Source organism: Pirellulaceae bacterium (assembly GCA_029243025.1).
In the GTDB taxonomy this organism is placed as follows: domain Bacteria; phylum Planctomycetota; class Planctomycetia; order Pirellulales; family Pirellulaceae.
Window position 1 is genome coordinate 161,211 of record JAQWSU010000022.1, and the last position, 25,601, is coordinate 186,811.

Below are 25,601 nucleotides of genomic sequence, written 5' to 3' on the forward strand. Positions count from 1 at the left end.
CCGGCAAAAAACGACTCGCGACGTCTGGCAACGATAAAACAGACGATAGATTTCTTGATCTTTCGGTGTAGGTCGCAAGCCCGGCCGAGTCACTCGCGATTTTTGCGAAATTCTGCCCCGCAGGAAGATCTGCCATATAATTGAGAGCTGTGCCCAAGTCGGAGAGAAGGCCCTGTTGGGAAAAGGCCCTAGCTGGGAAGAAGCCTAAGGGGTCTTTTTTGGCAATGTGTGGATTCCGCAGGTCATTCCGGCCGTTTCTTCTCCCAACTCGGCTTTCAAGCGAAAATCGCAACTATATTGAGCAGTAAGGCTCGATTCATTATTTTCGGTGAAACAGATAGCATGCGTTCGAAGCTCTCACCCCGATCGTATCAATTATTATTGGTATGCGGATTGATCCTTGTTGGAGTGATTGTCGTTCCCCTCGCTGTTGGGCGATGGAAGCGTGACGAACCGCTTGGAAATCCGGGGATTGGCAAGACCGATTCTGGGGTGGGGGATTCGATCTCCAAAGCGGAGCCGCCAACTCAATCCCTTGCAGCGAAGGCCGACCAACTACCTCTTCAAACGGAAGTGTCCTGGACAGAAATCGACGATCCTTCGAAGGATGGTTGGTCGAGTGAGGTTTTGGCCGACGAAGCGAAAAAGGCTCTCTACGCTCTCGTGACACGGATTTTTTCTGGAGAGATTTCAGCCGATGCCGCCGAGGGGATTTGTCACAAGTCGTTTCTTGGAACTTCTCTCATTCCAGAAAACTCAGAGACAACTTTTGAGGATCAGGTTGTCGAAGTGTTGCATTGGAATTCCGAAAGCGATCCGGCTAGCCAGTCAAGTAACTACACTGGTACAGCCGGTTTCGAGTCGATGATTCGAGATGCCGGTCGCGTCTGGGGGCCGATGACGGACAAGCGATTTGAGATCAAGATTGTGCGCTCGCTGAAGCGAGATAATGAGTTGACAACACGACAGCTTGTCGGATTCAGCGGAAGAACCGACGAGAAGCCGATCGAGCAACATGCGATTTGGGAAACGCGTTGGCAATTACAGCCCAACTCAGATGCATTGAAACTACTCGAGATTCGTGTTCTGGATGTTGAAACATCGAAAGGTCGATCATCGTCGCCAATGTTTGTTGATTGTGCTGCTTCGATCTTAAAGGGTGATGAATCTCTTGAGTCGCAATTGCGTTTCGGCCTCAACCATTGGTTAGAACGAATTCAGGATATGCGTTACTTTGCTCCATTAGGGACCCCTGGTGTGGCCGTGGGTGATGTAAACAACGATGGACGAGACGATCTGTACCTGTGTCAGGAAGCAAATCTTCCCAATCGACTGTTCTTGCAACAGCCGGATGGATCAGCAATCGAGGTCGCTGCAGCGTGGGATGTTGATTTCTTGCAGGGATCTCGTGGGGTCTTGTTGGTTGATCTCGACAATGATCGTGATCAGGATTTAGTCGTTGGCGTCATGGGAGGAGTGGTGATTGCGGCCAACGAAGGCAACAAGTTTGTCGTTCGCAATGTTCTCCCAACGGATGATGATACGACGTCGTTGTCCGCAGCTGACTACGATCTGGATGGCGATCTCGATCTGTACGTCTGTGTTGACTATCCGAATGATGATGCATTGTTTGCCGGCGGGGAGCAAAATGGAATCACCGTGCAAGGCGGCGCTGCGAATCGAGTTTATCACGATGCGAACAACGCCGGCCGCAACAGCCTGTTCCGAAATGACATTGCCAACGATGACTGGCGCTTCGAGAACGTTACCGAAATCTCGGGAATTGGAGAGGCCAATGAGCGGTTCAGTTGGGCCGCTTGCTGGGAAGACTATGACAACGATGGCGATCAAGATCTTTATGTTTCCAATGATTTTGGTCGTAACAATCTGTATGTCAATCAAGATGGGAAATTCGTGAATGTGGCCGACGAGTTCGAGATCGAAGACCGCGCTGCAAGCATGTCGGTGTCCTGGGGCGATGTTAACCAGGATGGGCAGATGGATTTGTATGTGGCGAATATGTTCTCTTCGGCTGGCAGTCGAGTGACGGAACAGCCGATTTTCATGAGCGAATTGGCAAACTCGGACAAGGATCGGTGGCGGCGATTTGCAATGGGGAATTCGCTCTTTGCAAATCAAGGGTTGGATGGTTTTGAGAATGTGAGTCAGCGATCTGGAGCGACGATGGGACGTTGGTCCTGGAGCTCCATTTTCATCGACGTCAATAACGACAGCTGGCAGGATATCTTTGTCGCAAATGGTTACATCACCTCGGAAACCGACAAGAGCGACTTGTGAAGTTTCTTTTGGCGGCAGGTCGTGTCGCGCTCAGCAAATGATACAGAATCCCATGCTGATCCCGACTGGGGGCAGGCTCGTAATGAATTGTTTCACATGATTATGGAAGGTCGTTCCTTTAGCGGAAGAGAACGAAATTGCTGTTATCTCAATGTGGGTGACGAGACATTCGGAGCCATCTCGGCTGTGTCGGGGTTGGATTTTCCTGACGACGCCCGTTGTGTCGCTGTGACTGATTGGGATCAGGATGGTGACCAGGATATGTGGGTCTCTAACCGAAATGCTCCTCGGCTCCGATTCATGCGCAACAACCTGGAGTCAGAGAATAATTACCTGGCCATCCAGCTGGTTGGCGATGGTGCTACCACAAATGCTGACGCAATCGGCGCCCGTGTGATCGTTGAACTGGATGATGAGAACGCAGCCGAACAGAAGTCCAAACGGCGATACAAAACACTCAGAGCTGGCGAAGGGTTTATGTCCCAGTCGAGTAAGTGGCTGCATTTCGGTCTCGGAAAAACTGAATCGATTAAACGCGTCTCGGTACGCTGGCCCGCTGGGAAAGTGCAGGAATTTCACGGTCTCGACGTGAATCGTCGTTATCGACTCATTCAAGGGCAGGGTGAGGCTGAATTGGTTGACCGAATTGCCGATGGAAGTGGGATCCAACCAGAGCCCTCGAAACCCCTGCCTGCTTCAGGTATCGCGCGGGTCGTTATGGAAACCCGTGTGCCCATGCCATCGGTTTCCTATACGGCACCAGGCGGGGAGATTAAGCGAGAGCAGTTCGATGCGGCTGTTCCTACTCTCGTGAATCTTTGGGCGACGTGGTGCGGACCGTGCCAAAAAGAGCTTGATGAATTTAGTCAGCGGTCCGCCGATCTGGCGAAAGCGAATGTGCGAGTGCTTTCACTGTCGGTTGACTTGATTGGCGAAGATCCAACCACGCGAACGGCTGTGGCGGAACACCTTCAACGCTTCCATTATCCACACGAATGGGGAGTTATCGACGAAGCTCAAATGGAGCGTTTTCAACAGATGCAGAATCTGTTTTTCTTCCTGCGGAAACCGCTGCCGTTGCCGTCGAGTTTTCTGATTGATGGGGATGGCAGGTTGGCAGCGATCTACAAGGGGCCTGTCACGGTAGAGCAGATCTTAGAAGATGTCGGCCGACCAGCGAAGGATTATCATCAAGCGAGCCAGCAGGCTGCTCAGTTGCCTGGCACGGTCTTAGATCATCCTCGAATTCAAGAGGTTGCCAAACGCTCGGATCTCTTGACTCGGTATCGAGTCGCAGATTGGCTGAGAGAATCAGGAGATGTTCCCAACGCGATCGAACATTATGCTGATATCGCCCGAACGGATCCGCAGTGGTATTTGCCCTATCAGGCATTGGCCCAGATGTTGTTCGACCAAAATCAAATCGCAAACGCTGAAAAGTATGCGCAGTATGTGCTAAAGCTGAAACCAGAAAGTGCCGTCGCTTACAATCTCTTGGGCTTGATTCACTCCCGGCAAGCAGATCAAAAAACGGCTGAAAGTCATTTTCGCAAGTCGATCAGTCTGAATGAGGAATTGGCAGGTCCGCACAATAATCTGGGTATTGTTTTGGCGATGCAAGGGGAAATTGCGGAGGCAGGAGACTGTTTCGCGCAAGCGGTCGAAATCGATCCGGAATTTGCCCAAGCACACATTAATCTGGGGAATGTGTGTGCCGGTCGACAAGATGCAGTAGGGGCGATAAAACACTATCAGCGAGCGATTGAGCTCGAACCAGACAATGTTGAGCCTTACAATAATTTGGGAACCATGTTTGGGCGGCTGGGGGAAATTCGAAAAGCGATCGATTGTTATCGTCAAGCATTGAAAATCGATCCAAATAACCAGAACACTCGCAATTATTTGGAACGAGCTTTGAAGCTCTTAAATGCTGGTCCACGTGGCTAGGTCGGATAATCTTGAAATGAAACGTGGCCAACGTAAATCAAAACGAAAAACGGTTGGGCCCAAACCGATTCGACCACAGGTCAGTCAGCTTTCCACGGCGAAGAAGATCCTGTTCTCTCTTTTGATGCTAGTCTTCGTCCTCGGTTTCGTCGAAGTTGGCTTGTGGGCCATTGGTCTTGAACCAGTCGCAACAAAACAAGATCCGTTCGTTGGTTTTTCATCGCAATCGCCACTGATGGTGGAAAAACAGCTTGATGGCGTCACGGTAATGGAAACGGCGCCAAACAAGTTGCGATGGTTCAATCAACAGCGTTTTTCGAAAACGAAATCCGGAAAAACGTTTCGTGTTTTTTGCTTGGGCGGATCGACCACCTTTGGTCGACCCTACGATGATGCAACTTCGTTTCCCGGTTGGTTACGAGAATTTGCGATGGCTGCGAATTCGCAATACGAATTTGAAGTGATCAACGCAGGGGGCATTAGTTATGCAAGCTATCGGATCGTGCGAGTGATGGAAGAACTTGCTGCCTATCAGCCTGACTTGTTCGTTGTTTATACGGGGCACAATGAATTTCTGGAAGAACGAACTTATCGGAGCGTGAAGCGCGTTCCTGGAGTTGTTCGTGATCTGGGAGTCTTTCTGAGTCATTTCCGCACCTACGCCTTGGCCGATCGTATGCTACGCGGCAATGATCAAAAAACCTCGTCCAATCAACAGCCAGAAGTCGTTGAGTTGGAAGAAGAAGTTGCCACGAGATTGGACAACGGCGTTGGTCTGGATGCCTACCAGCGAGATGATCAGTTAGCGGGCGATGTGCTGGAGCATTTTCGTTATAACCTCCAGCGGATGAATGAAATTGCGGAGCAGGTTGGGGCTGAAGTTGTGTTGGTGACTCCCGCTGCCAACCTCGCCAATTGTTCGCCCTTTAAAAGTCAGCACACGGCAGAGGTTGCGGCACAGGAACCTGAGTGGCAAAAACAATTCGACAAGGCGCAGGACGAGTATGGGCAGGGACGTCTGCAAGACTCGCTGCTTGCCGCTGAAAAAGCGGTTGCAATTTCACCCCGGCATGCCCGCACGCGTTTTTTGTATGGGCAGATCTTGTTGGAAATGGGGCAGTATGCCGAAGCGAAACGACAATTTGAAATCGCGAGAAATGAAGATGTGTGCCCGTTGAGAGCGCAAACAGAAACGGTACAAGTTGTGCGCGAAGTTGCTGCTGGAAATCAGTTGGAGCTGATTGACTTTGAGCAATTCGTGCAGGACAACAGCGAGTATCAAATAGCGGGAGAGTCTCTCTTCCTTGATCATGTGCATCCCACCATCGAAGGAAATCGCTTGTTGGCTTTGCAGCTAGTCGATTGTTTGCAAGCCAAACAGGTTTTGCAAGAACCGGCTGACTGGTCGAACGTCGTCGGGCAAGTGACCGCGCAGGTCGAGTCGCAGGTTGACAGCCAAATGCAGGGACGAGCTTTGAGAAATCTAGCCAAGGTTTTGGGCTGGGCCGGGAAAAAAGAAGAAGCCGACCAACTTGCCTTGAAAGCATCACAGCTTATCGGGGGCGATGCGGAAACCGCCTATTTGGCCGGTAACGCTTGGTTGACGAAGGGCGAGGTCAACAAAGCGATTCGAAAATTCCGTGAGGCGATCCGCATCGATTCGAAACACGTCCATGCTCACAATAGCTTGGCCACCGCCTTGCTGCAAATGGGGAAGATCGATGACGCCGAAACAGCTTATCTTCGTGTGATTTCCTTGCAACCGGATTTCGCGCCCGCTCATAATAATCTGGCCTCGCTCTATCAAAGAAAACGAGAATCTGATCGCGCTCTGCATCATTTCAACGAAGCCATTCGATTGAATCCGCGATACTCCAAAGCCCACAACAATTTGGGTGTGTTGTATCGTAGCAACGAGGATTTTGAAAAAGCCGAATTGCACTTTCTCGCTGCACTCGATATCAATCCGGACTTTGCCGAAGCCCATTACAATCTGGGAACGGTTCTCGACCGGCGAGATGAAAGAGCTTTGGCACGCGATGAGTTCCAGGATGCAATTCGCATCAATCCAAGCTTTGCAGCGGCCCATTACAGGCTTGGTGCTTATTTCGAAGACCAGCGGCAATGGGAGGCGGCTGTCAAAGCTTATCAAACAGCCGTTCGTCTTCCGAAGATGCCGCTGCAAGCATTGCGTCGGACCGCATGGCTATTGGCCACCTGTCCAGACAAAAAAATTCGGAACGGTAAAGAATCATTGGAAATGGCAAAAGTTTGTGCGAAGAGCACTCAATTCAAAGACGCTGAGAGTCTCTGTACACTTGCTGCTGCGTATGCCGAAGTAGGGCAAGTCAAGAATGCCTGTAAGTGGCAAGAGCAGGCCGTGCAAACTGCGACTACAAAAGCAGAACAAAAGAAGTATGTTCGTCTGCTGGAAATCTTTCGCCAGGGGAAACCTTTCAGGCAGTAAGTCGCTAGACCAATGTGAGGAGGTGTGCGATTGCTTGTGCCGGATCGGATATGACCGAGAACACGAAGCGAGGTTGTTGACCGCTCTTCTCGCCGATTGACTCGAATAACTCGTGGTATACCGCCCAACGACCGCGACCCTGAAAACGGGCCAGTGGTCGAAAACTTTTGGCTTCCGAGCGGCGATCGGTGGCTTGGAAGTAAGCGACAAAGCAAAAAGTCGCTTGAGTTGGCCTCTCATCGATTCAAGCAGATGAAAAGCAGACGCAGTTGGGGTACACTCTGGCATCGTTAGATCAGCAATCTGACGCCTTCATTGTTCGGGGTCGGCACTCGGTATGGGGCTGCCGAATGCTCTGTCCACAAAACTGATTTGCGCTGCCTGCACGCGATACTGGAGTTAGCTATGACTCGTTTGGGGTTATTGGGAATGGTTTTGTTGTTGTGTGTTGGTGAAATCCGAGCTGACGATGAGTTGGCAGGGGCGCTTACCTTTCACGCAGCTTTTGATTCCTCATCTGACGCTACTTTTAGCAAGGGTGATCGGAAGATTTATACGATTGATCAGTTTGGTGGCGACGATGTCGTAGCCGGGATCGCGGTTGATGAAGTCAAGCTTGAACCGACGGGTGGACGTTGGGGCGGCGCGCTGAACTTTCAAGACGTGACGAAGCAGATCGTGATGTTCCAAGGGAAAGACAACGTGGCGTACGATCCGGAGGGATTCGACATCACTATTTCGTTTTGGATGTCGTTGACTCCGGATCAAGATCTGAAGCCTGGTTACGTCGATCCATTCCAAATCACCGACAAGAAGTGGAACGATGCTTCTGTGTTCATTGATTTCACGAAAGATAACCCTCGTGAAGTTCGTTTGGGGTGTTTTTCGGACTTCAAACATTGGAATCCAGAGGAGACGAAGTGGGACGAAGTTGCTGAAATGGATCGACCGCTAGTGACTGTGAAACAACCACCTTTTGATCGTAAGCGATGGACTCATGTCGTGATTGTCTTAGAACGAATGAATTCAGACGAATTGCCGAGTGTTGCCCGTCTCTACTTTGATGGGCGTCTGCAGGGTCAGCACTTGGGGCCCCATCAGCTTAGTTGGAATCCCGAACGTTTAAGAATGATGCTCGGTATCCAGTATGTCGGGCGCCTGGATGATTTTTCCATTTTTGATCGAGCATTGACGCTTGACCAAATCCGCTCACTCGCCAAACTCGAAAATGGCGTTAGCGATCTTTACCGACGCTAACAGGTGGGCCGAGTCAGAAAATTAAAGATCTCTGTTTCTCGACTGACTCTCCGCCTGCTACATTGTTCAGCTTCCAGAAGCTGATAGGGAGCTCACTATGCAGTCCAAAAATGCCGTAATCGGATTTGTGCTTTTCATCGTCTATTTGGTGTTGTACGGCGGTTTTGTGCTGTTGAATGCCTTCACACCGCAAGTGATGGAGATCGAACCTTTTGCCGGTATCAACTTGGCCATTGTTTATGGATTTGGGCTGATTTTTGCTGCCTTCGCGCTTGCAATCCTGTATGGGATTCTATGTGGCAGTGGCCAGGTAAAGTCCCAGGGAAAGGACAACTGAGATGATTTATGAAGCTTCGGTTGTGGCGGTTGTCATTTTCTTTGTGTTTGTTGGGATTACGCTCGCAATTAGTTTCTACCTTGGAGGTCGCGCGAAATCGGCTCAGGGCTATTTCGCCGCCCACGGTCAAATTCCTTGGTTTGTCAATGGCGTCTCTTTTGCTGGAGACTACCTTTCTGCCGCATCATTCTTGGGAATCTGCGGAATGATTGCCTTTCATGGCTATGACGGATTCTTATACTCAATCGGCTATTTGGCGGGTTGGATCGTTGCCTTGTTCGTGGTTGCCGAACCTATTAAACGACTTGGCAAATACACGTTCGCCGATGCATTGGATGCAAAATTTGGGTCGCGAGGGATTAAGCTCGTCGCAGGGATCAGCACACTTGCCGTCAGTATCTTCTACTTGATTCCACAGATGGTGGGTGCGGGGGTCTTGATTCAACCCTTACTGGGATTTCCCCACTGGGTGGGTGTGGTTCTGGTTGGCACAACCGTGATTATCATCGTGGTGACGGCAGGAATGGTGTCGACGACCTACGTGCAATTCCTGAAGGGCTCATTGCTTGTCGTCTTTTCAGCCGTGCTGACTCTCATGATTTTGGCGCGCGGTTTCGAGACGCGACAGGGGGGCGATGATGGTCACATCTTTCAAACACTTGGACCCTTTGCGGCTGATATGAATTGGGCACAGGTACCCGAGTTCAAAGATGTTTCCGTGATGCCTGCCGAACAAGAGTGGAGCGATTTACCTTACGTACGCACCATCAACAAAACCGACGAAGTCATCTCTGTTTGGCGAATCACTCCGGCCGATTCAGGTAAAGTCATGTTGACTGAAACCCAAACCGTGACGCGTTTCACAGACGGTGCTGTACTGGTAAACGGACGGCCGAAAGGTACGAAACCCGGCGAGGCACAATTGCATCCTGTCGGCTACATTAGCAAGCTTCCCGGTGAAGAACAGAAGACGGGGCCGTTGGGGCCACTGTCGTTTTTTCGTACGTTGCAAAAAAGTGAAGTCGTGCTGTGGGGATCGCAAGTTGTCAAGCAGCCAGTAGATGGTTCCACCACGACCGTCTATTTTCAAAAGCCGACGGCGGGCAGTCGCGTTTTAAGACCCGGTGAGCATCCTCGTTTCGAGGGAATACGTAGTGATAACTTATTGGCTAAGCTGAATTTCTTGTCACTGATGCTCGCGTTGTTCTGCGGTACTGCGTCTTTGCCTCATATCCTGATTCGATATTACACCGTCAAGGATGAAGTCAGTGCTCGGCGGAGCACGATTGTAGGCATCGGTAGCATTGGCTTCTTCTATATTCTGACGCTGTATCTCGGCCTCGGAGCGATGACAAGCGGGGCACTTGATGTGACAAACAGCAATATGGCGGCTCCGTTACTTGCCAAAAGTATCAACGAATGGCTGTTTGCGATTATTTCCGCAATTGCATTTACGACCGTGTTGGGGACCGTCAGTGGTTTGATTCTGGCCTCCAGTGGTGCGGTTGCACATGACTTGATGTCCAATTGGTTGCAGATCAAGATGACCGACCAAGAGATGGTACGCGTTGCCAAAATCGCGTCGGTCGTTGTCGGAGTCATCGCGATTGGGTTGGGAATTCTATTCCAGGAACTGAATGTGAGTTACCTCGTCGGTTGGGCGTTTAGTGTCGCTGCTTCGGCTAATCTGCCGGCACTGGTCATGCTTCTCTTCTGGAAGGGGACCACTCGCCAAGGCATTATTTCCGCCATTGTGGTCGGCATGGTGAGTTCTCTCGCCTGGATCCTCTTGAGCGCGGATACTTTCACCAAGGTTTACGGACTTTCCGCTGATTTGGCGGTGGTTCCATTCAGTCAGCCCGGAATCGTTACCATTCCGCTGGGATTCTTAACCTTGATCGTGGTGTCGCTGATGACACGAAAGTTCGAGCCCTCGCTTAACTGATAGCGGTGCTATTGGTGGCGGTTCTGTCGGTCGCGATTCGACGATTTTGATCACTAAGTGGAACCTGTTTGTCAGTTTCTGCTGGGTTCTGGACTCTTTTCTTGCAGTGATCTCACTGAAATGGTCGACGGAATACGGCAACTAGATAAAGTTTGCGGATTACAGTGGGGTTAACGGTCGCGTCGGCTTTTCCGATCTCTCGCGACTGTCATCGCTAAGGATATTGTTGCCATGAATCGAAACCATCGTTGCCAACTGTTCGTGGTGCTGCTGATCGGCGTTTGTGTAGGAGCTGTATCCGCTCAGGATCACGGCGGCGCCTTGGGCAGCCCCGGAGGTCACTTCAAGGGTCGATATATTGGTTATGCTCCGAAACATGAAAAGGTCGCTTGTGAGGCGGGCTGCGCCGTCTGTGCAGAGGCGGCCATTCCTCGGTTGGAATCCGAGCATAGTCCCGTGTTTGGGGTGAACCAAGCGAATTATCAACAGCCAATCTCTTCGTCGCAGGACATACACGACGACGGTGGAGATATTTATGAAGGTGAGTTGATCAATGAGAGTGGAGAATTCATCGAAGCATATCCTGACTCTTATGGTCCGCGTCATCCGAAGATGGAAACTTCTATCACTCCTTTGGTTTACGGGCGAATCGACTATTTGCATTGGTGGACGAGTGGCATGGACATTCCGGCGTTGGCGACGACCAGTCCACCGGCGGACAATGGAATTTTGGGTGCTCCAGGAACGACCGTACTTTTTGGCAATGAAGGTTTGAATCAGGACGGTCGTTCTGGCGGTCGACTCACGCTTGGCAGGATGCTCAATCCCGACTGTGGTCAAGGGTTGGAGGTTACGTTTCTACGACTCGTCGAAGAGTCCGAGCAATTTTCCGCTTCGGGTGCGGATTACTCGGTGCTTGCCAGACCGTTTTTTAATACGGTGAGTGGGCAGCAGGACTCGCAACGAATTGTCTTTCCAGGGTTAGTGGAGGGTAGCCTCAACGTGATCAGCTCGACTGAATTCGAAACGTTTGAAGCGGTCTTCCGACAGGTTTATGTGGATATTCCTGGTGTGCGTGCAGATTATTTCGTTGGCTATCGCTACGCGGATCTCAAGGATTTCATCCGTGTGAATGAATCGAAGGTGTCGTTGTCCGGTCCAACGATCGGGTCGACCTTTTCCTTGTATGACGAATTCGAGAGCGAAAACAAATTCCACGGCGGTGAATTTGGGATTCGCATCATCAAACAGAAGAATTTTTGTTGGTCTTTTGAGTGCTCAGCCCAAATCGCATTAGGCAATACCCAATCGCTTGTTCAGATTGATGGGCAGACGATCAGCACCGCTCGTGATGGTAGTTCCACGACGACAGATATTGGCTTGCTAACTCAGGAATCGAACATTGGAGAATATCAGGTCGACAAATTCAGCGGCATCGCGGAATTTGGAATTAACGCCCGGCGGCACTTTGTCTGCGGGCTTGACGCAAGAATCGGTTACACGGCATTTTTCTGGAGTGACGTGATTCGCGCCGGAGATCAAATCGACCTGGACATCAACACAACACAGATTCCTCCAGGCCAATTGCAAGGCGCCCCGGCACCGATCTTTACGGCTGAGACAAGCAGTTTTTGGGCACACGGCTTGAATGTCGGCTTGGAATACAGTTATTAAGATCTGATGGGAGCGTTCAATTCGTCCCGACTCGCGTGAGTTAGATCAGCCAACTGTCTTCATCCTCGAAAGCTAAATCGACCAAATTATCATTGGTCAGTGGTGGCAATAAACTGTCCGTGGCTGGCTCGCCTTCTCCCGTTTCATTGACGTTGATGATCACGGTAGCCTCGTTGGATGAAAGTTCTCCGTCGTTAGCAAGATAGCTGAACGAGTCGGAGCCGAGGAAGCCGACGTTCGGGGTGTAGAAAAACGCTCCGTTATCTTGGAGCGTCAAGACTCCATTGGTGACATCGGAGCTGAGCGAAGCTGCCAGAGTGTCTTCATCTACGTCTAAGTCATTGGCCAACACACCGCCATCAATATCAATCGCAAGCAGCTGATCTTGGTTTGTGTTGTACGTATCCGCAAATGCTAATGGGGATTCATTCAAATCGTTCACGTTCACTGTTACGTCGACAACTTGAACGGTTTCCGCATCATCCGTAATTCGGATTTTTAGATCCCGTTGGGGGCGTGACTCGAAGTTAGGTGGATTACTTCCAGTCAAACTCAATTCACCTGTGAGGCGACCGAGCAAAAAAGTGTCATCAAAGTCATCCAGTTCTTCCTGGATCAGCACTTCAAATTCGTTTGCGTCACGGGGGGTATCTTCCAGGAACTCACTATTTAAATAGAAGGTGGGCGTTCCCGTCGCACCCAATGCGATGGCTGCATCGAGATCTCGATTGACGCGTTCGGCGAGCGCGGGGTCGCTAAAGTCTGCGTTGAATTGTGTAAGATCAAGTCCCAACGCGACGGCATAGCCTTCAAAGAGCGAGATTGGATCGACGAGGTTTGACCATTCGCCTTGGTTTTCGTAGAGCAGGTCGCTCATTTCGTCAAACGATCCTTGTCGCGCGGCAGCTTCGGCGGCCAACGCTGCTTGGAATGCATTTTGATGGGTTCCGCTGAGCGGAAGGTGTCGGGTGACCACTAACAACTCACTGCCAAATTCATCTTTCAAACCGTTGACAATGGTATGGTAGGTGCGACAGGCGGTGCATTGGAAATCAGCGTATTCGATTAAAACCATGGGGGCATTTTCGCCACCAGCCAGATGGTCATCGGCGGCCAGGTTTAATTCTTGGGGGCGAGCCACATCTTCAAATTCGAAGATCGCCGCGTCATTGAGTTCGCCTTCGGCTTGGACGGTGCCGACAATTGAACCGGCGCGGCTATTCTCATCGATATTGAATTCGTTCAATTGTTCTTGGACATCGATCAAGACGACTACCGGTGTCGAGTCGGCCGTTCCGTCGGTGACGCTGTAAAGGAACGAATCGTTGTCATTGAAATCAAGGTTAGGTGTGTAGGTGAACGATCCGTCTTGATTGAGGTTCAATGCGCCATTTTCGGGCTCTCTGACAAGGTTGGCGGTGAGTGAGTCGCCGTCAGGATCGACGTCGTTGCTTAGTAACCCATCTGCGGGGCTGACAGAAAGCGTTTCATTGACCGCCGTCTCGTATTGATCGGCAAGGCCAATTGGCGCTCGGTTACTGCCTGCGGGCAGCTCGGAAGATGCATCGCGAATGGCATCGGCAAGCGTCTGGTTGCCTGCTTGTTCTTCGGCGTCAGCAACGACTTCACGGAATAGGCTGGCTTCGTCTGCAGAAGCGAAGAACCAGTGAATCGAGAGATGTTCTGATTTGATTGACGTTTCGCCAAAATTGGGACCGTCAATGTCTTGAGCACCTGAGATGACGATGTTGGTAATTTGATCATCTGCAACGAGAGCACCTTCAAAATCGAAACGGTCTTGACCGTCGCTTAATGCGGCCGGCTGGCTTTCCGTGATCTGGTAGGTGCCCGCTGGAAGTTCGCTGAATTGATAATTGCCTGTCGCGTCGGTGATGGCTGAATGGTCTACCTGATCACCGGATAAGGTTTCACCGACAAGTGTAATCAGGACACCTGGGACTCCAGCTTCTAAGGTGTCTCGGATGCCATCATCATTGATGTCGATGTAGACGGATCCTGTTAGCTGAGTTCCGCCCGAATCACCCACTTCGACCGTCACCGTAGCGACAGATGTCAAGCCGTCACTGTCTTCGATCGTGTAGCTGAAAGTGTCGATGCCGACAAATCCAATTGGTGCCAAATACTCGATTGCATTATTCACAATGGTTGCCTGCCCACCCTGCGTTCCAGGTGACACCGATGCGATGGTCAACGTTTGAACGCCGTCTGGCTCGTACGAATCATTTGCCAGTACATCGATTGTGACTGCATTGCCGTCGTTCGCAGCGCTGAAGTTGTCATCGTTAGCCGTTGGTGAATCTGCGACAGACGTGACTTGGATCGTGACGGTTTCGCTGATACCGCTGGTGCCGTCAGAGGCTCGATAGGAAAACGAGTCTAAACCGAAGAAGTTTGCATCCGGTGTGTAGGTGAAAGCTCCGTCTGGCTCCATTGTGACGGTTCCGTGAGACGCTTGTATTTCGATGGTCGCTGACAGTTGGTCGTTGTCGGCATCCGCATCATTCGAGAGAACGCCGTTGGCTGCGTCGATTTGAATTGAATTGTCTTCGGCCACTAAGTAAGAGTCGGGCGCCGTGATTGGCGAGTCGTCGATTGGACTCGTTGTCAACGTGACGACCGTGGGTGGGCTTTCGCTGATCCCATCACTGGTCGTGTAAGTAAATGTGTCGATGCCAAAATAGTCCTGATCCGGTCGGTAGGTGAATGACCCATCGGAATTCAGTGACAGGGTCCCATGGCTCACGTCGCTTGACAATGTGACGTTTATGCTGTCACCGTCAGGATCCATGTCATTTGCCAATACGCCCTCACTCGCTGTCCGCGTCAGCGTCTCATCTTCATTGAGTTGGTAATTATCAGATTCACCGTTGGGCGGATCGTTCTGGCCGGTGACCTCGATTTGAACGCGAGCGATATTGGCTTGTGATTCGCCATTGGTTGCGGAGTAGGTGAATCGATCCGTCCCGAATACGTCAGGATTTGGGACGTATTCGAAGCTTCCGTCCGCGTTCAAGGTGACGACACCATGGGTCGCCTGATCGACCAACTGAGCATTCCATTCAGATGTTCCCGAGCCATCGCCGTCGTTGGCAAAGAGGCCGTTTTCAGCGGTGACCATTAACGGGGTATCTTCTTCCGTTAGATAGGAATCTGGCAAGGCGGGTAGGCCGCCCAAGACCGTCAGCTCAACCCGTTGGGATGTGCGATTTCCAGCTGCATCGGACAATTGAATTTCAAAATCGTGAGGACGGGCCTGATCACTCGTTGGGGTCCAGTTAATCATGCCTTCGTTGGTAATCGTCATGCCGGTCGGGCTGTCGACTAACGAATATGTCATACCAGCTTGATTCTCGTCAGGACTGTTGACGTCGAACATGAACGCTTCGTCCACGTTGGCAAATTCGGGAGGATCCGAATCAATGTCTTGTGGAGGCAGGCTATCAATAGTGATCGCCACCGGGCTGCTCATGTCGCTTTCGAGGCCGTTGAAGACCTGTGTTGCAGTGAAACTCTGCGTGCCATTGGGAAAGGTCGTCATGCCATCGGTCGTTACCACGGCCTGATCGCCAACCGCCACGCCGCTACCCACCAGGATTCCAGATGCGTAGATGCGAACCTCGGCTTCGTTGGCAACGCCAACGACCTGGAACTGAAGGCTGTTTTCAGGGGAGCCGTTGTCCAGTTGTGTGATATTGTCATTGTCAGATGATCCTGTGTCGCTCGCTGGGCTGAGGGAAATCATACTGGGTGCTGGTAGATCGGCCTCGCCGAAATTCAGTTGCGTCAGTTGCTGCCCTATTTCCAAGTCAATCGAATGCCCATCCAAGAGACTGGGGGACGTCTGAATTCGATTGCTCGTTACCATGGATCGTACCGCGTAAGTTCCAGTAGCGGCTTGCAGGCGGTAGTCGCCGTTGCTATCCGTTGTGGTGAAATCTTCGCCGTCGTTCCAAACGCCATCGTTGTTAGCATCCAGGAAAATGGTGAAGTCTTCGAGTCCCGGCTCATTTGGGTCCTTGACACCATTGGTGTTGAGGTCTTCATACTTGGTTCCCGACACCAGGCCAATTCCATCGACGCCCTCGATGATGACCAGTTGGTCGGAAGCTGTGAGTGGAAGTTCGCCAAAGGGCGGACTGTTGTCGAAATTGATCGGGAGGTTGGCGATCGTATCAGCAACGGTCATATCGAGCAGTTGACCGAAGGCGGTGAAGCTGTTGTTTTCTGGTAGATCGAGGGATGAGTTGTCATTCAGGTTGATGAAGAATTGACTTGTTGCACTGTTGGGATCACCGCCCAGCTTTGCCATGGCAATCGTTGCTCGTAGATTCGAAATACCTGGCTCATTTTGAATCTGCCCCTTGCTCGGAATACTTTCAAACTGATCGGTGCTCGTGAATTGCGAAGACTGACTCGTGAATCCACCACCTTGAATCACAAAGTTGGGGACCGAGCGGTGAATGAACGAATTGTCGTAGCTGCCGTCATTGGCGTAGGATAAGAAATTGGCGACGGTTCCCATGACTGGAGCGGAAGATTGTTTGTCAAAGAGTTCAAGGTAGAGATCGCCAAGGTTTGTTTGCAGAGCCACCACCGTGTTCTGACCAAAGGTCAACAGAATTTCATCACCATGTTGGATGTCATAGTCCTCATAGCCATTTGAAATCTCACCATTTACAAACATCCGAATCGAGTGGTCTGCATCGGTCATATTTCCAAGCAGATTGTCAGATTCGAAGGTCGCGTCGGGGTTGTTTCCGACTTCGCCTGCCATCGTTCGCCAAGTGTCAAAGAAGGCGTTGAGCCTGTTGCTAACGAGGGGTTCGTCCGCAATGGGAGAGATGATCAGGTTGCCGTTCGCATCGGTTCGGGTTTGTGAAAGGAGACTGCCGTCAGCCGCCACACCAAGGTTAGCTGGGATTTCTACCTGCTGCCCGTCTACAAAGATCGTGAGACTCGCTGACTGAGAGGTTTGCTCGGACAACGTCCAGAGTTGAAAACCTGTGCCTCCATCATCTGCATTGAACAGCACGATATCCTGATAGCCGAAGAATGAGTTAGGGGAGGAATCTTGGTCGCCGACAAAGAGATCCGCGACCTGAGTTGTGCCATTCAAAGTGCCGTCGGTCGTATATAGTTCTCGCCCCTGTTCCGTGCTGGCCGCCGAGAAGTAAACCTTGCCATCGATGTCGGTCAGATAACGTGGATCGGATCCTACCGATCCGCTGTTCAGGTCGCGAATCTGTACGGTGCCTGCTTCCGACCCGTCACTTTTCCAGATTTCTACTCCGTCGTCGCCGTTGTCAGCAGTGAAAATCAGCGTTCCGTTTGAGCTAATCAGTTCAGGTTGAAACAGACCACTTTCAGCTCCAGGAACAATATCTCGGACGAGTTCAACCGTCTCGAGAGTACGGTTGTAACGAAACAGCTCTTCTCCCGTATTCGGATTGACTCCTGTGAAAAACAGGGTGCCGTTGACGTCGGTCAGATTTCTCGGGTAGGAGGAATAGGGGTAGGTACCGTATTCATCCGTGAAGGAGCCCGTGAATAGGTCTTCTACCATCACGGTACCCGCGTCCGTACCATCACTCATCCACAGTTCTTCACCGTTCTCATCGACGGCGGTGAAGAAAAGAGTGCCATCGACATTCGTCAGCTGGGTTGGAAGTGATCGTAAGGCTCCATCACCGTAGGGATATTGGTAGCCCTCCCCCGTGTGAATATCGCGGACTAAGACGGTACCATCCGCGCTGCCATCGCTTTTCCAAAGCTCGACTCCGTTGCTTGCATTATCTGCGGCAAAGAATAGTGTTCCGTCGACTTCGACGAAACCATTCGGGGAGGAGGCATAAGGATAGGAACCGTAGTAATAGTTTTCGTATTGACCTGGGGCAATATCCTTCAGCATCATCGTGCCCCCGGACGTGCCATCACTCATCCACAATTCGCTGCCATTTATGCCGTCGTCGGCAGAGAAGTAGAGCTTGCCATCAAAACTGATCAAATGGGTGGGTGATGACGAATACGGCTGATTGTCGTAGTCAAAGCCTGTCTGGATGTCCTTCAGCATCAGGGTGCCGGATTCGGTTCCATCACTGGCCCATAGCTCACGACCATTTGCCCCATTGTCTGCCGTGAAGTACAGCTTTCCGTCCAACTCCGTTAAATCGGCCGGATTCGAGTTTTCAAAGCCCGGGGAAATGTCTCGCACGATGTTGCTTCCCACTGCCGTGCCATCGGTGACCCAAAGTTCACGCCCGCGTTCTTCGTCTTGGGCCGTGAAAAACACAACCTCACCGACTTGGACAAAGTCCGTCGGAAATGAGTCACCTTCGGTATCCAAAAGGATCATCTCCGGGATACCGGCTAGCAGACAGCGTGCTTCTAACTTGTCAATCGACATGCGTGAGCTCTGGCGCTGAGCATTCGTGCGGGAACGTCGTCGTCGTTTTCTCTGAAAAAAACTCATTCGATTGGCCTCTGAGATAATTCTGCAAACTTTGTTTGGGTTGCCTGGATCGAGTGGGATTCCTTGCCGGGTTTTAGATTTTGAGTGCTGGAGTCGTTTCCCCGGTCTGTCCGCTTGGTACCGTCCAGATGGCACTCTTGCCGTCTTCTTGTGAAAAAGGGCCACGCATGGTTGTGAGTGGTTTGTCGGGAATGAGTGAAACATCAAAGACTTCTTCGACACCCGTTTTGAATTCAAATTGGCCCAGCAATTCGCTTCGCTCCAGGTCGACTACGGCGACACCACACTTCAATCGATCGCGATCTTCCGCAATCGGCATTCCGCCGAATGTCGACGTTTCACGGATGCGCGATAGCCCAATAAAACCGTATCGACCGTGAATCGCGAGGCCTCGTGTATAGCCGGGAAAGCGAGCCACAATTTCTGCCTTGCCGTTGTTCGGGTCGATTCGAACTAATCCGCCGCGTCCCGAATCAAGTAACCAAATCTGTTGATTGTGTACGCGCGGAGAATGTGGCATCGCGAAGCCTCTCGCCACGACCTCAGATGAGCCAATATCAATCAGACTTCCTGTTTTGACTTTGTCTTCTCGCCAAGCGCCGGCTCGATCAGTTTCCCCCATGACGGTCACATACTTGGGACGGCCCGCTTCCATGGCCAATCCATTCAAGTGGCAACGGTCTTCCGGAGCCAACGCCGAAATAAAGCTCGGTTGCCATCGAGGCACGAAACTGTAGTTGGGGTCCAGCGTGCAGAGACAGGAAAAAAGCGTGTTTACGATCCAGAGTTCGTCATCGACCCAGCCCATCTCGTGAGCTTGTATTTCACCGGTGACATGCGCGGTTCGGGTTAGAAAGCAGGCGTCGACCGGTGGGGCCATTCGATTCGCGATGTCCGCTGCATTCCGCAAAAACCAAATTTTGTTCTTAGCGGCAACCGCGAGCGTTGATCGCCCGTGATTCAAGGCGATTCCCATCGGTCGATCAAAGTTGTGAAAGGAGAGTGCCAATTGCTGCTGTTGAGCACCTAGCAGAACAATCTTGCCGGCTTGATAGGTGGTGATCAAGACCGTCAGCCCGAGTTCTGTTAGTAGCTCGGGAAAGTTGGTCGAATGCTCGAAACGCACTTCGCGTTGATTTGCATTTTCCGCCAATTCACGTCCGTTTGATCGTATCGGTTCGTCCATTTTGAATTGGATCGGCAGAGTATCGATTGGCACATGAGTATCGTGCTTCAACACGGTCAATCGTTCTCCGATGTAGCAAACGTTGGATGGAAAAAACCGGTGGCACCTGTCGTATCGAATTGAAGGTTGATTGCCGTTCTTTGTGAGCAAGGAGGCAGATCAGGGAGAGCCCAAGACTTGCAGAGAAAGGCTGATTCACAACCAGTCAGGTCGTGCCGAATGGCGTAAGTTGTGTTGGCATGGATGTTTGAAACTTTTAACGTCGACCTACCCCAGTTGTTCTGTTACCTGATTTTAACCTTGTCGCCTAATCCCGTCACGAATTCTATTCCCTTCTTGACCGTTTCTATGAAAATGTTGCCCTCACCATTGTTACGCGACGTCGAGAAAGAAAGTCCACCTATATTTTTTTGATGAAAAGAGCAACTTCTCCAGCGACTTCTTGAGTCGTTGGGCAAGATACCCTTTGCGAATCCTGTGGGGCGGCGAGCCGATCGATGTAAAATTTTCCACAGTCGTTGGTTGAGGATACTGCTGCCGGTTGAGATGAGTTAAAGTTCGGGCACAAAAAAAAGATCGACGGACGAATCCGTCGATCTTTTCGATTACTTTCGATGTTGTTGAGAACCTTAACGCTTGCGGCGAGTCGATAGAGCCAAAAGTCCAAGCATCAAGAGGGCCAAGCTTGAAGGTTCTGGAACGACTGCCACGCCACGGGCACCTTGCTCGTAACCGGCGTCACTGAAGGCTACGACGAGGTCGCCGCTATTGAAGAGGCTGTCACCACTGAAATCGCCTTCACCCCAGCCTGCTGCGTCTCCGCTCTCGTATTTGGCAGCGGAAAACACTTGGACGAGGTCCGAGCTATTGAATTCGCCATCAAGATTGGCGTCGCCTATCCATGTACCTAACACATCGTGTACATAGTTGGCACGCTCGGTGGAATCGGTCAGCGAACCGTCGTCGAGGCGATCAGCTGGATCTCCCCCTTCTAATAGGCGAATAACTGCGACTTCATCAAAATTCTGAGCGTGATCTGGATGTTCGATTCCACTCGGGTGGGTTTGGCCACCGAAGGCAAAGTCGTCTGCTCCGTCAACCAACAGCGGGTCGAGGCGAAACTCGTAACCGGGTTTTACGTCTTCAAGCAGGTGACCTTCAAGTCCAGGTAAGAGATCCTCGATTCGATCTTGAACTTCTTCACGCTCGTCGTTACCCGAGTAACGAATTTGATCCCAACGCATGAAAAATTCTGTGAACCGTCGACCACGTCCGCCATTTGAGTCATCTTTCACGATGCCGTGAGCAGATTGAGGGTCTGTCAATGCCGGTAAGTCCGGAATCATTGTGAACGCTTTTTCGTTCTCAACGCTTCGTGGTCCGATCAGCATGGAGGTGTTACCCTCACTACCACCTTCATTGATCGCCCGCGTGATATGGAAATGCTGGGTCTCACCGTCAATTACCATGTCTTCTTCTGTCGCGAGTCCAACCCAGAATTGGGTATATGGACCCACTTCGAGAATGGAATCGAGCGTCGGATCGTCGTCACCAATTCCGGGCCAATGAATTCCTTTGTCGTAGAAGCCAACGCTGTCGCTATTCCACGGCGCGACGTTGTTCACGTGATCTGGATTTGCGAAATCATCGTCAATGCATTCACCGCACCAGTCGACATCGTTGTAGGTACCGGTGGGATCATCGTCAGAGATTTCTTCGACGAGTGCGTAAAAATTGTCAGTGTCCCAGGCGTACTGGATATTGATCACTAAGGGTTCACCTATCGGGTCGGCTCGCCCGTTGTGAGTGAATGACATTTCTTGCACAATTCCGTCAGGTCCGCGCAAAGCAAGCCAATCGGCGATGTCCCCATCCATTTTCATCGTCGCATGCGGTGCGTCAGTGATCTCATAAGGCTCTACTGCGCACAAGCTGGCCTGCATTGTCACAACAGCCACAAAAGCTGTCATTAAAAAACGTAATTGCATGGTCTACTCCTTCATCTTACGGAACTTCTTGTGATGAAACTCCTGTGTGATTAATTCCAGTCTTTCGCGTGCCGATTTTCGTCGGTAAATCGGTTTGACGCAAGTAAAAAATGATTTCCCTTTGCCTGGGCGACGAAAAGTGTAAAGCGTTGCCGGTCGATGTTATCGGCTGTTAATTGGGTTAATCAGCTTTTTCATGCTGTTTTTGAGTTGCGAGACGCGCTCAGTTTGCCCGTCCGCCTCTGCATCTTGTATCGCAAGTCTTAACGCAGCTATGAGTTGCATCCGGTACCGGTCATTCAAATCGGAATTCGCGGAGTGAAGTATTGCCGTTTGGTACAGCTTTTCGGTCTGAATCACGTTACCCACAAGCGCGAAAATGATGGCCGCTTCAAATTGTTGAGCCGGATTAAGCGATTGCCACCCATCGATTTTCGAAAGTTCACTGGCTGCTTGGGCCACATCGCCTGTGCGGGCTAAGGTTGTGCCAAGATAAAATCTTGCCAATTGATCTTGCGGCCTCAGGTGCACGACACGTCGAAAGCTTTTAATCGCCTTGGCGTAGGAATTTTTTTGTGCGTACAAGACGCCCAGGTTGAAGTGTGCTGGGGCAAGTTCGGGTTGGCGATCAATGGTCGCAAGATACAGTTTTTCAGCCCGATCGTGATCTGATTGGGCCGAGAATTGTTGTGCCAGATTGAACAACAGAATATGGAATTCGGAGTCTGTTTGGAGTGCTGTTTGATGTTTTTGCACATAAGCGATGAGGGTGTTCATATCGGCGATCTCGAGCAAGCTCAGAGCTGTCGTTAGCAGGCGACGCGGTTTTGGATCGGCCGACCAACGACCAGCGAAGGGGACGCTTGCATCGCGGCGTGATTTTCCATTTTGCGCGAGCTGAGTCGAATGTTTGATTAGTTCCGACGCACCCACGGGGCCGCGATAGAATCCAACCAGATTGCTTTGGGCATCGACCAAAAAGCTGCATGGCAGAGGTAGTGTGGTGTGCAGGTCAAATACGTTGTCGTGGAACAGCTGCAATTGGTTCAGCAACTGATTGGTTGACCAGCCAAATCGTAGGTTTGGATTTTCTGATGGGATTGGCAATGAGGAATGATCGGCATCTTTTTCGTCGACGCAGATCGCAACGATGTTGATTCCCGCGTTTTGAATTTTATTAGCTTGCGTCGAAAAATCTTTTAGTTCGGTGAGGCACGGGCCGCACCATGGCGCCCAAAGATTGATCAATGTAAGTTGCGCGGGTGATTCGCTCTGTACGATATTCGTTGTTTCACCAGTGTCCCAATCCAAATATGCGAGATTGGTGGGCAAGGGTAAGGGAGCTGAAAGTAGAGTCGCGTTGTTTTGCAGATCTTCGATGACGCTTGATGGTTGGTGGGGATCATCGTGGCTGAAAACTTCAGTGGTTGAAGCCTCGGGAGGGGATTGCTGGATTTCGGCCTTCGGATTGTCTTGTTGAATCAAGTAACAGCAATTCGCCTGCAAATCTTTAAATGATTGAACGGTTCCGTCTGGCCAAGTGACTTTGAGTTCTTTGATGCCATCTGCATTGTTCAAGCCAAAGTGTAATTGTTTGCTCGATTGGGAAAGATATCCGCTCCCAGCCTTCACGGATCGAGTGATTTGCTGGGGTTCGCAACGAAGGAAAAGCGTGGCGCGAGCTCCCACGGCGTCACGATTACAGCGGGTTCCTTGCAGCTTGATCGAAAGGAAAGTTCGAAGTTCTGCCGGTAGGGTATTGGTCAGATATCGAAGTTGAGGTCCGCTGCGATTTGCAACCCACAGATCCAAGTCACCGTCATGATCCCAATCGCTGACGGCGATAGCGCGAGCGTCATCGGGCAGGTCCAAGCCGCTGGCCGCAGAAAGATTTGCAAAGCGACGCTGTTCTTGATTTGCTTGGCCTGTGTTTAAGAAGAAACAGTTTTTTTCGCGGCCGCTGAAAGAATGTCCGCTACGGATCAATTGCTGTAATTGACGGCCTTGTTGACCTCCAACACCTACTGCTTGATCGTCAATCGCCGAAGCGCCACGCGACACAACTTGTCGCCAGAAAAAACTTCAGAGATCCTGGTTGTCATCGGTGGTGATGTAGCCGTTGGCCACAACAATGTCATCACGACCGTCATTGGTCAGATCGCACAGGACCGAACTCCACGCCCAGCGACCGAGTTCCGCTCCGCCGGCCATCTCGACGTCGGAAAAGAGCCCGTTTCCGAGGTTTTTAAAAAGTGTGTTTCCTTTGGCAAATCGAGAAAGGATTTTTCGAGTTTCGGGAGTTGCTTTGGGTTGGAACTCCGGCTGGCGACTAATTCGATTTCCAGCGGCGGAAAACATATTTCCCACATAGAGATCGACGTTGCCGTCGTTGTCGTAATCGGACCAACTGACGGACATGCCAGAACCGAAGTCAATTACACCGGCTTGTTCTGCGATTTCTACGAAGCTGCCGTTGTCGTTTCGATAGAGGCAATTCTGGCCATAGTCGTTTGCGACGTATAAATCTTGATCACCATCATTGTCGTAATCTTCCCACGACGCGGCCAAACTATGCCGATGATTGTTTACATCGAGTCCGACGCGTGTCGTCACATCTTCAAAAGACCAATCGTCACCACGTATCATGTTGCGGAAGAGCAGATTGCGACCTCCGTCATTGGCATCATGATAGATAAATGGCTGGGGGCGATCGCGATCGGGAGCGTTGGCAAATCCAAGAGTAATGTAAAGATCGAGCTTTCCATCATTGTCAAAGTCGACAGCCGAGAGGTTTTGGACATGACGATCTCTTAACTCAAGTTGTGCAGCTGTCTCGAAAAGACCGGTTCCATCGTTCTGCATCACGATGATTTGGCGGGACTCCAAGGCAACCGCCAAATCTTGATCGCCGTCATTATCGAGGTCGACAAATAACGAACTTGAACATTGCTCAAGCCAACCCGTGTTTGATACATGAGTAATGTCTTTCATCCGACCGTTGGTTTGGCGAACGAGCAAGCGGTTGGGAAGTCCCCCGGGTTGGCAGACGTAGAGGTCATCATGTCCGTCGCCATTGACATCTCCTAGTGAGAGTCCATATTCGGCAAATACGTACATGCCATGGTGAGTTTCGATGCGCTGAAGCCAATGATTGAGTCCAAACTTAAGTTGTTTGTTAAAGACCGACGTGTGTCCCAAAACGTTTTCAGTATCGTCCGACATTAGGGTTGCGTTTGCCAACTTGCAGTGCGATTCGACGTAGTCGCTGGATGCAAGTGAATGCAGGCGGGGGGGCGTGTCTGCAGTCCATTCACAATTCCACTTTGCGTGTTGTTCAAGACGACCTGTGGCTGTTGTGCCACTTGCTTCCAGGATGTGCGTCGTTTGACGGAGTGGTCCGTCCGTGTCGACGTGGATTGTCTTTACCGCTACTCGACGGTCCGTGGCCTGCGAGAATGGATCTTCAAATTGACGGATTGCCCGATCGATCGGAGTTTGTTGATAGAGCGGCGAATGCGTCTCTTTCGCTTGCCTGACGACGAAAATTTTATCTTCGAAAGTGATTTTGAGTGGCTGCGGCCGCAGCGAGTTACTTTGAAAAGAAGTTGCACCAATGGCAGCACGTGTTTGCAGTGGTTTTGTGAAGTCGACCAATTCTTCGATACGATCCTGAGCTAAGGCAGCAAATGATTCAGTAGTCCAGCCATCATGGTCAGGGTTCAAGAGCTCTTGCTGCACTTCGGCAAGCGTCGACTGTCGCGGAATCGGAGCCGTGTCGAGGAGAGGCGTCGGCAAGCTGGCTTCGGTGTTTAAATCGCTGCTTATTGCCGTTTCGGGAGGGGCGATCGATTCGTCGTGCCAGCCACGCCGCCAAATGGTTGCCACGAGAAACACGAGAATTCCCACGGTCATCACAGTCAGCAGCCCAAGCGATCGTCGCCCGAACGATCGGCGGGTGGTTGGAGATTGAGATGGTGGAAGGTTCGTTCGGGTCATGAAATCTTTGCCAAAA

General features: G+C 51.1%; 12 protein-coding genes. 7 read left to right on the plus strand and 5 right to left on the minus strand.

What is annotated here, in order from left to right; genetic code table 11:
• Nucleotides 1–342: 342 nt before the first annotated feature.
• The 7 genes from P8N76_10580 (at nt 343) to P8N76_10610 (ending at nt 11,925) form a co-directional block, all read left to right on the plus strand.
• Complete coding sequence (locus P8N76_10580; protein ID MDG2382108.1) at nt 343–2,298, plus strand: VCBS repeat-containing protein; 1,956 nt, start codon at nt 343–345, stop codon at nt 2,296–2,298.
• Between the two features lie 21 nt (nt 2,299–2,319).
• Nucleotides 2,320–4,245: a tetratricopeptide repeat protein gene (locus tag P8N76_10585; GenBank protein ID MDG2382109.1), complete on the plus strand. Its 1,926-nt coding sequence runs from the start codon at nt 2,320–2,322 to the stop codon at nt 4,243–4,245.
• A 16-nt stretch (nt 4,246–4,261) separates the two neighbouring features.
• Nucleotides 4,262–6,712, plus strand: coding sequence for a tetratricopeptide repeat protein (locus P8N76_10590; GenBank protein MDG2382110.1), 2,451 nt, complete (start codon nt 4,262–4,264; stop codon nt 6,710–6,712).
• Between the two features lie 405 nt (nt 6,713–7,117).
• Nucleotides 7,118–7,969 carry a hypothetical protein gene (locus P8N76_10595; protein ID MDG2382111.1) on the plus strand — a complete coding sequence of 284 codons (852 nt, stop codon included), beginning with the start codon at nt 7,118–7,120 and terminating at the stop codon, nt 7,967–7,969.
• A gap of 97 nt (nt 7,970–8,066) precedes the next feature.
• Nucleotides 8,067–8,306 (plus strand): DUF485 domain-containing protein, encoded by a 240-nt coding sequence (locus P8N76_10600; protein MDG2382112.1) that lies wholly within the window; start codon nt 8,067–8,069, stop codon nt 8,304–8,306.
• Between the two features lies 1 nt (nt 8,307).
• Nucleotides 8,308–10,251 carry a cation acetate symporter gene (locus P8N76_10605; GenBank protein ID MDG2382113.1) on the plus strand — a complete coding sequence of 648 codons (1,944 nt, stop codon included), beginning with the start codon at nt 8,308–8,310 and terminating at the stop codon, nt 10,249–10,251.
• A 231-nt stretch (nt 10,252–10,482) separates the two neighbouring features.
• Nucleotides 10,483–11,925, plus strand: a complete 1,443-nt coding sequence (locus tag P8N76_10610; protein ID MDG2382114.1) for a BBP7 family outer membrane beta-barrel protein — start codon at nt 10,483–10,485, stop codon at nt 11,923–11,925.
• Nucleotides 11,926–11,965: 40 nt separating this feature from the next.
• Here P8N76_10610 and P8N76_10615 read toward each other — a convergent pair whose 3' ends face one another.
• The 5 genes from P8N76_10615 to P8N76_10635 all read right to left on the minus strand — a co-directional run bounded on the left by P8N76_10615 (nt 11,966) and on the right by P8N76_10635 (nt 25,585).
• Complete coding sequence (locus P8N76_10615; GenBank protein MDG2382115.1) at nt 11,966–18,349, minus strand: Ig-like domain-containing protein; 6,384 nt, start codon at nt 18,347–18,349, stop codon at nt 11,966–11,968.
• A 139-nt stretch (nt 18,350–18,488) separates the two neighbouring features.
• A complete protein-coding gene (locus P8N76_10620; GenBank protein ID MDG2382116.1) occupies nt 18,489–19,655 on the minus strand; it encodes a TIGR03032 family protein in 1,167 nt (388 codons plus the stop codon).
• Nucleotides 19,656–20,230: 575 nt separating this feature from the next.
• Entirely contained in the window at nt 20,231–21,589 is a 1,359-nt protein-coding gene (locus tag P8N76_10625; GenBank protein MDG2382117.1) for a PEP-CTERM sorting domain-containing protein, read from the minus strand.
• A gap of 162 nt (nt 21,590–21,751) precedes the next feature.
• Entirely contained in the window at nt 21,752–23,650 is a 1,899-nt protein-coding gene (locus P8N76_10630) for an ASPIC/UnbV domain-containing protein (GenBank protein MDG2382118.1), read from the minus strand.
• 21 nt (nt 23,651–23,671) lie between these two features.
• A complete protein-coding gene (locus tag P8N76_10635) occupies nt 23,672–25,585 on the minus strand; it encodes a VCBS repeat-containing protein (protein ID MDG2382119.1) in 1,914 nt (637 codons plus the stop codon).
• Nucleotides 25,586–25,601 lie beyond the last annotated feature (16 nt).

Excerpts from the sequence above, each read along its gene's own strand:
- P8N76_10595 (MDG2382111.1), top strand. The coding sequence starts at position 7,118 with ATGACTCGTTTGGGGTTATTGGGAATGGTTTTGTTGTTGTGTGTTGGT.
- P8N76_10590 (MDG2382110.1), top strand. The coding sequence starts at position 4,262 with ATGAAACGTGGCCAACGTAAATCAAAACGAAAAACGGTTGGGCCCAAA.
- P8N76_10610 (MDG2382114.1), top strand. The coding sequence starts at position 10,483 with ATGAATCGAAACCATCGTTGCCAACTGTTCGTGGTGCTGCTGATCGGC.
- P8N76_10635 (MDG2382119.1), bottom strand. The coding sequence starts at position 25,585 with ATGACCCGAACGAACCTTCCACCATCTCAATCTCCAACCACCCGCCGA.
- P8N76_10615 (MDG2382115.1), bottom strand. The coding sequence starts at position 18,349 with ATGTCGATTGACAAGTTAGAAGCACGCTGTCTGCTAGCCGGTATCCCG.
- P8N76_10625 (MDG2382117.1), bottom strand. The coding sequence starts at position 21,589 with ATGCAATTACGTTTTTTAATGACAGCTTTTGTGGCTGTTGTGACAATG.
- P8N76_10580 (MDG2382108.1), top strand. The coding sequence starts at position 343 with ATGCGTTCGAAGCTCTCACCCCGATCGTATCAATTATTATTGGTATGC.
- P8N76_10605 (MDG2382113.1), top strand. The coding sequence starts at position 8,308 with ATGATTTATGAAGCTTCGGTTGTGGCGGTTGTCATTTTCTTTGTGTTT.
- P8N76_10600 (MDG2382112.1), top strand. The coding sequence starts at position 8,067 with ATGCAGTCCAAAAATGCCGTAATCGGATTTGTGCTTTTCATCGTCTAT.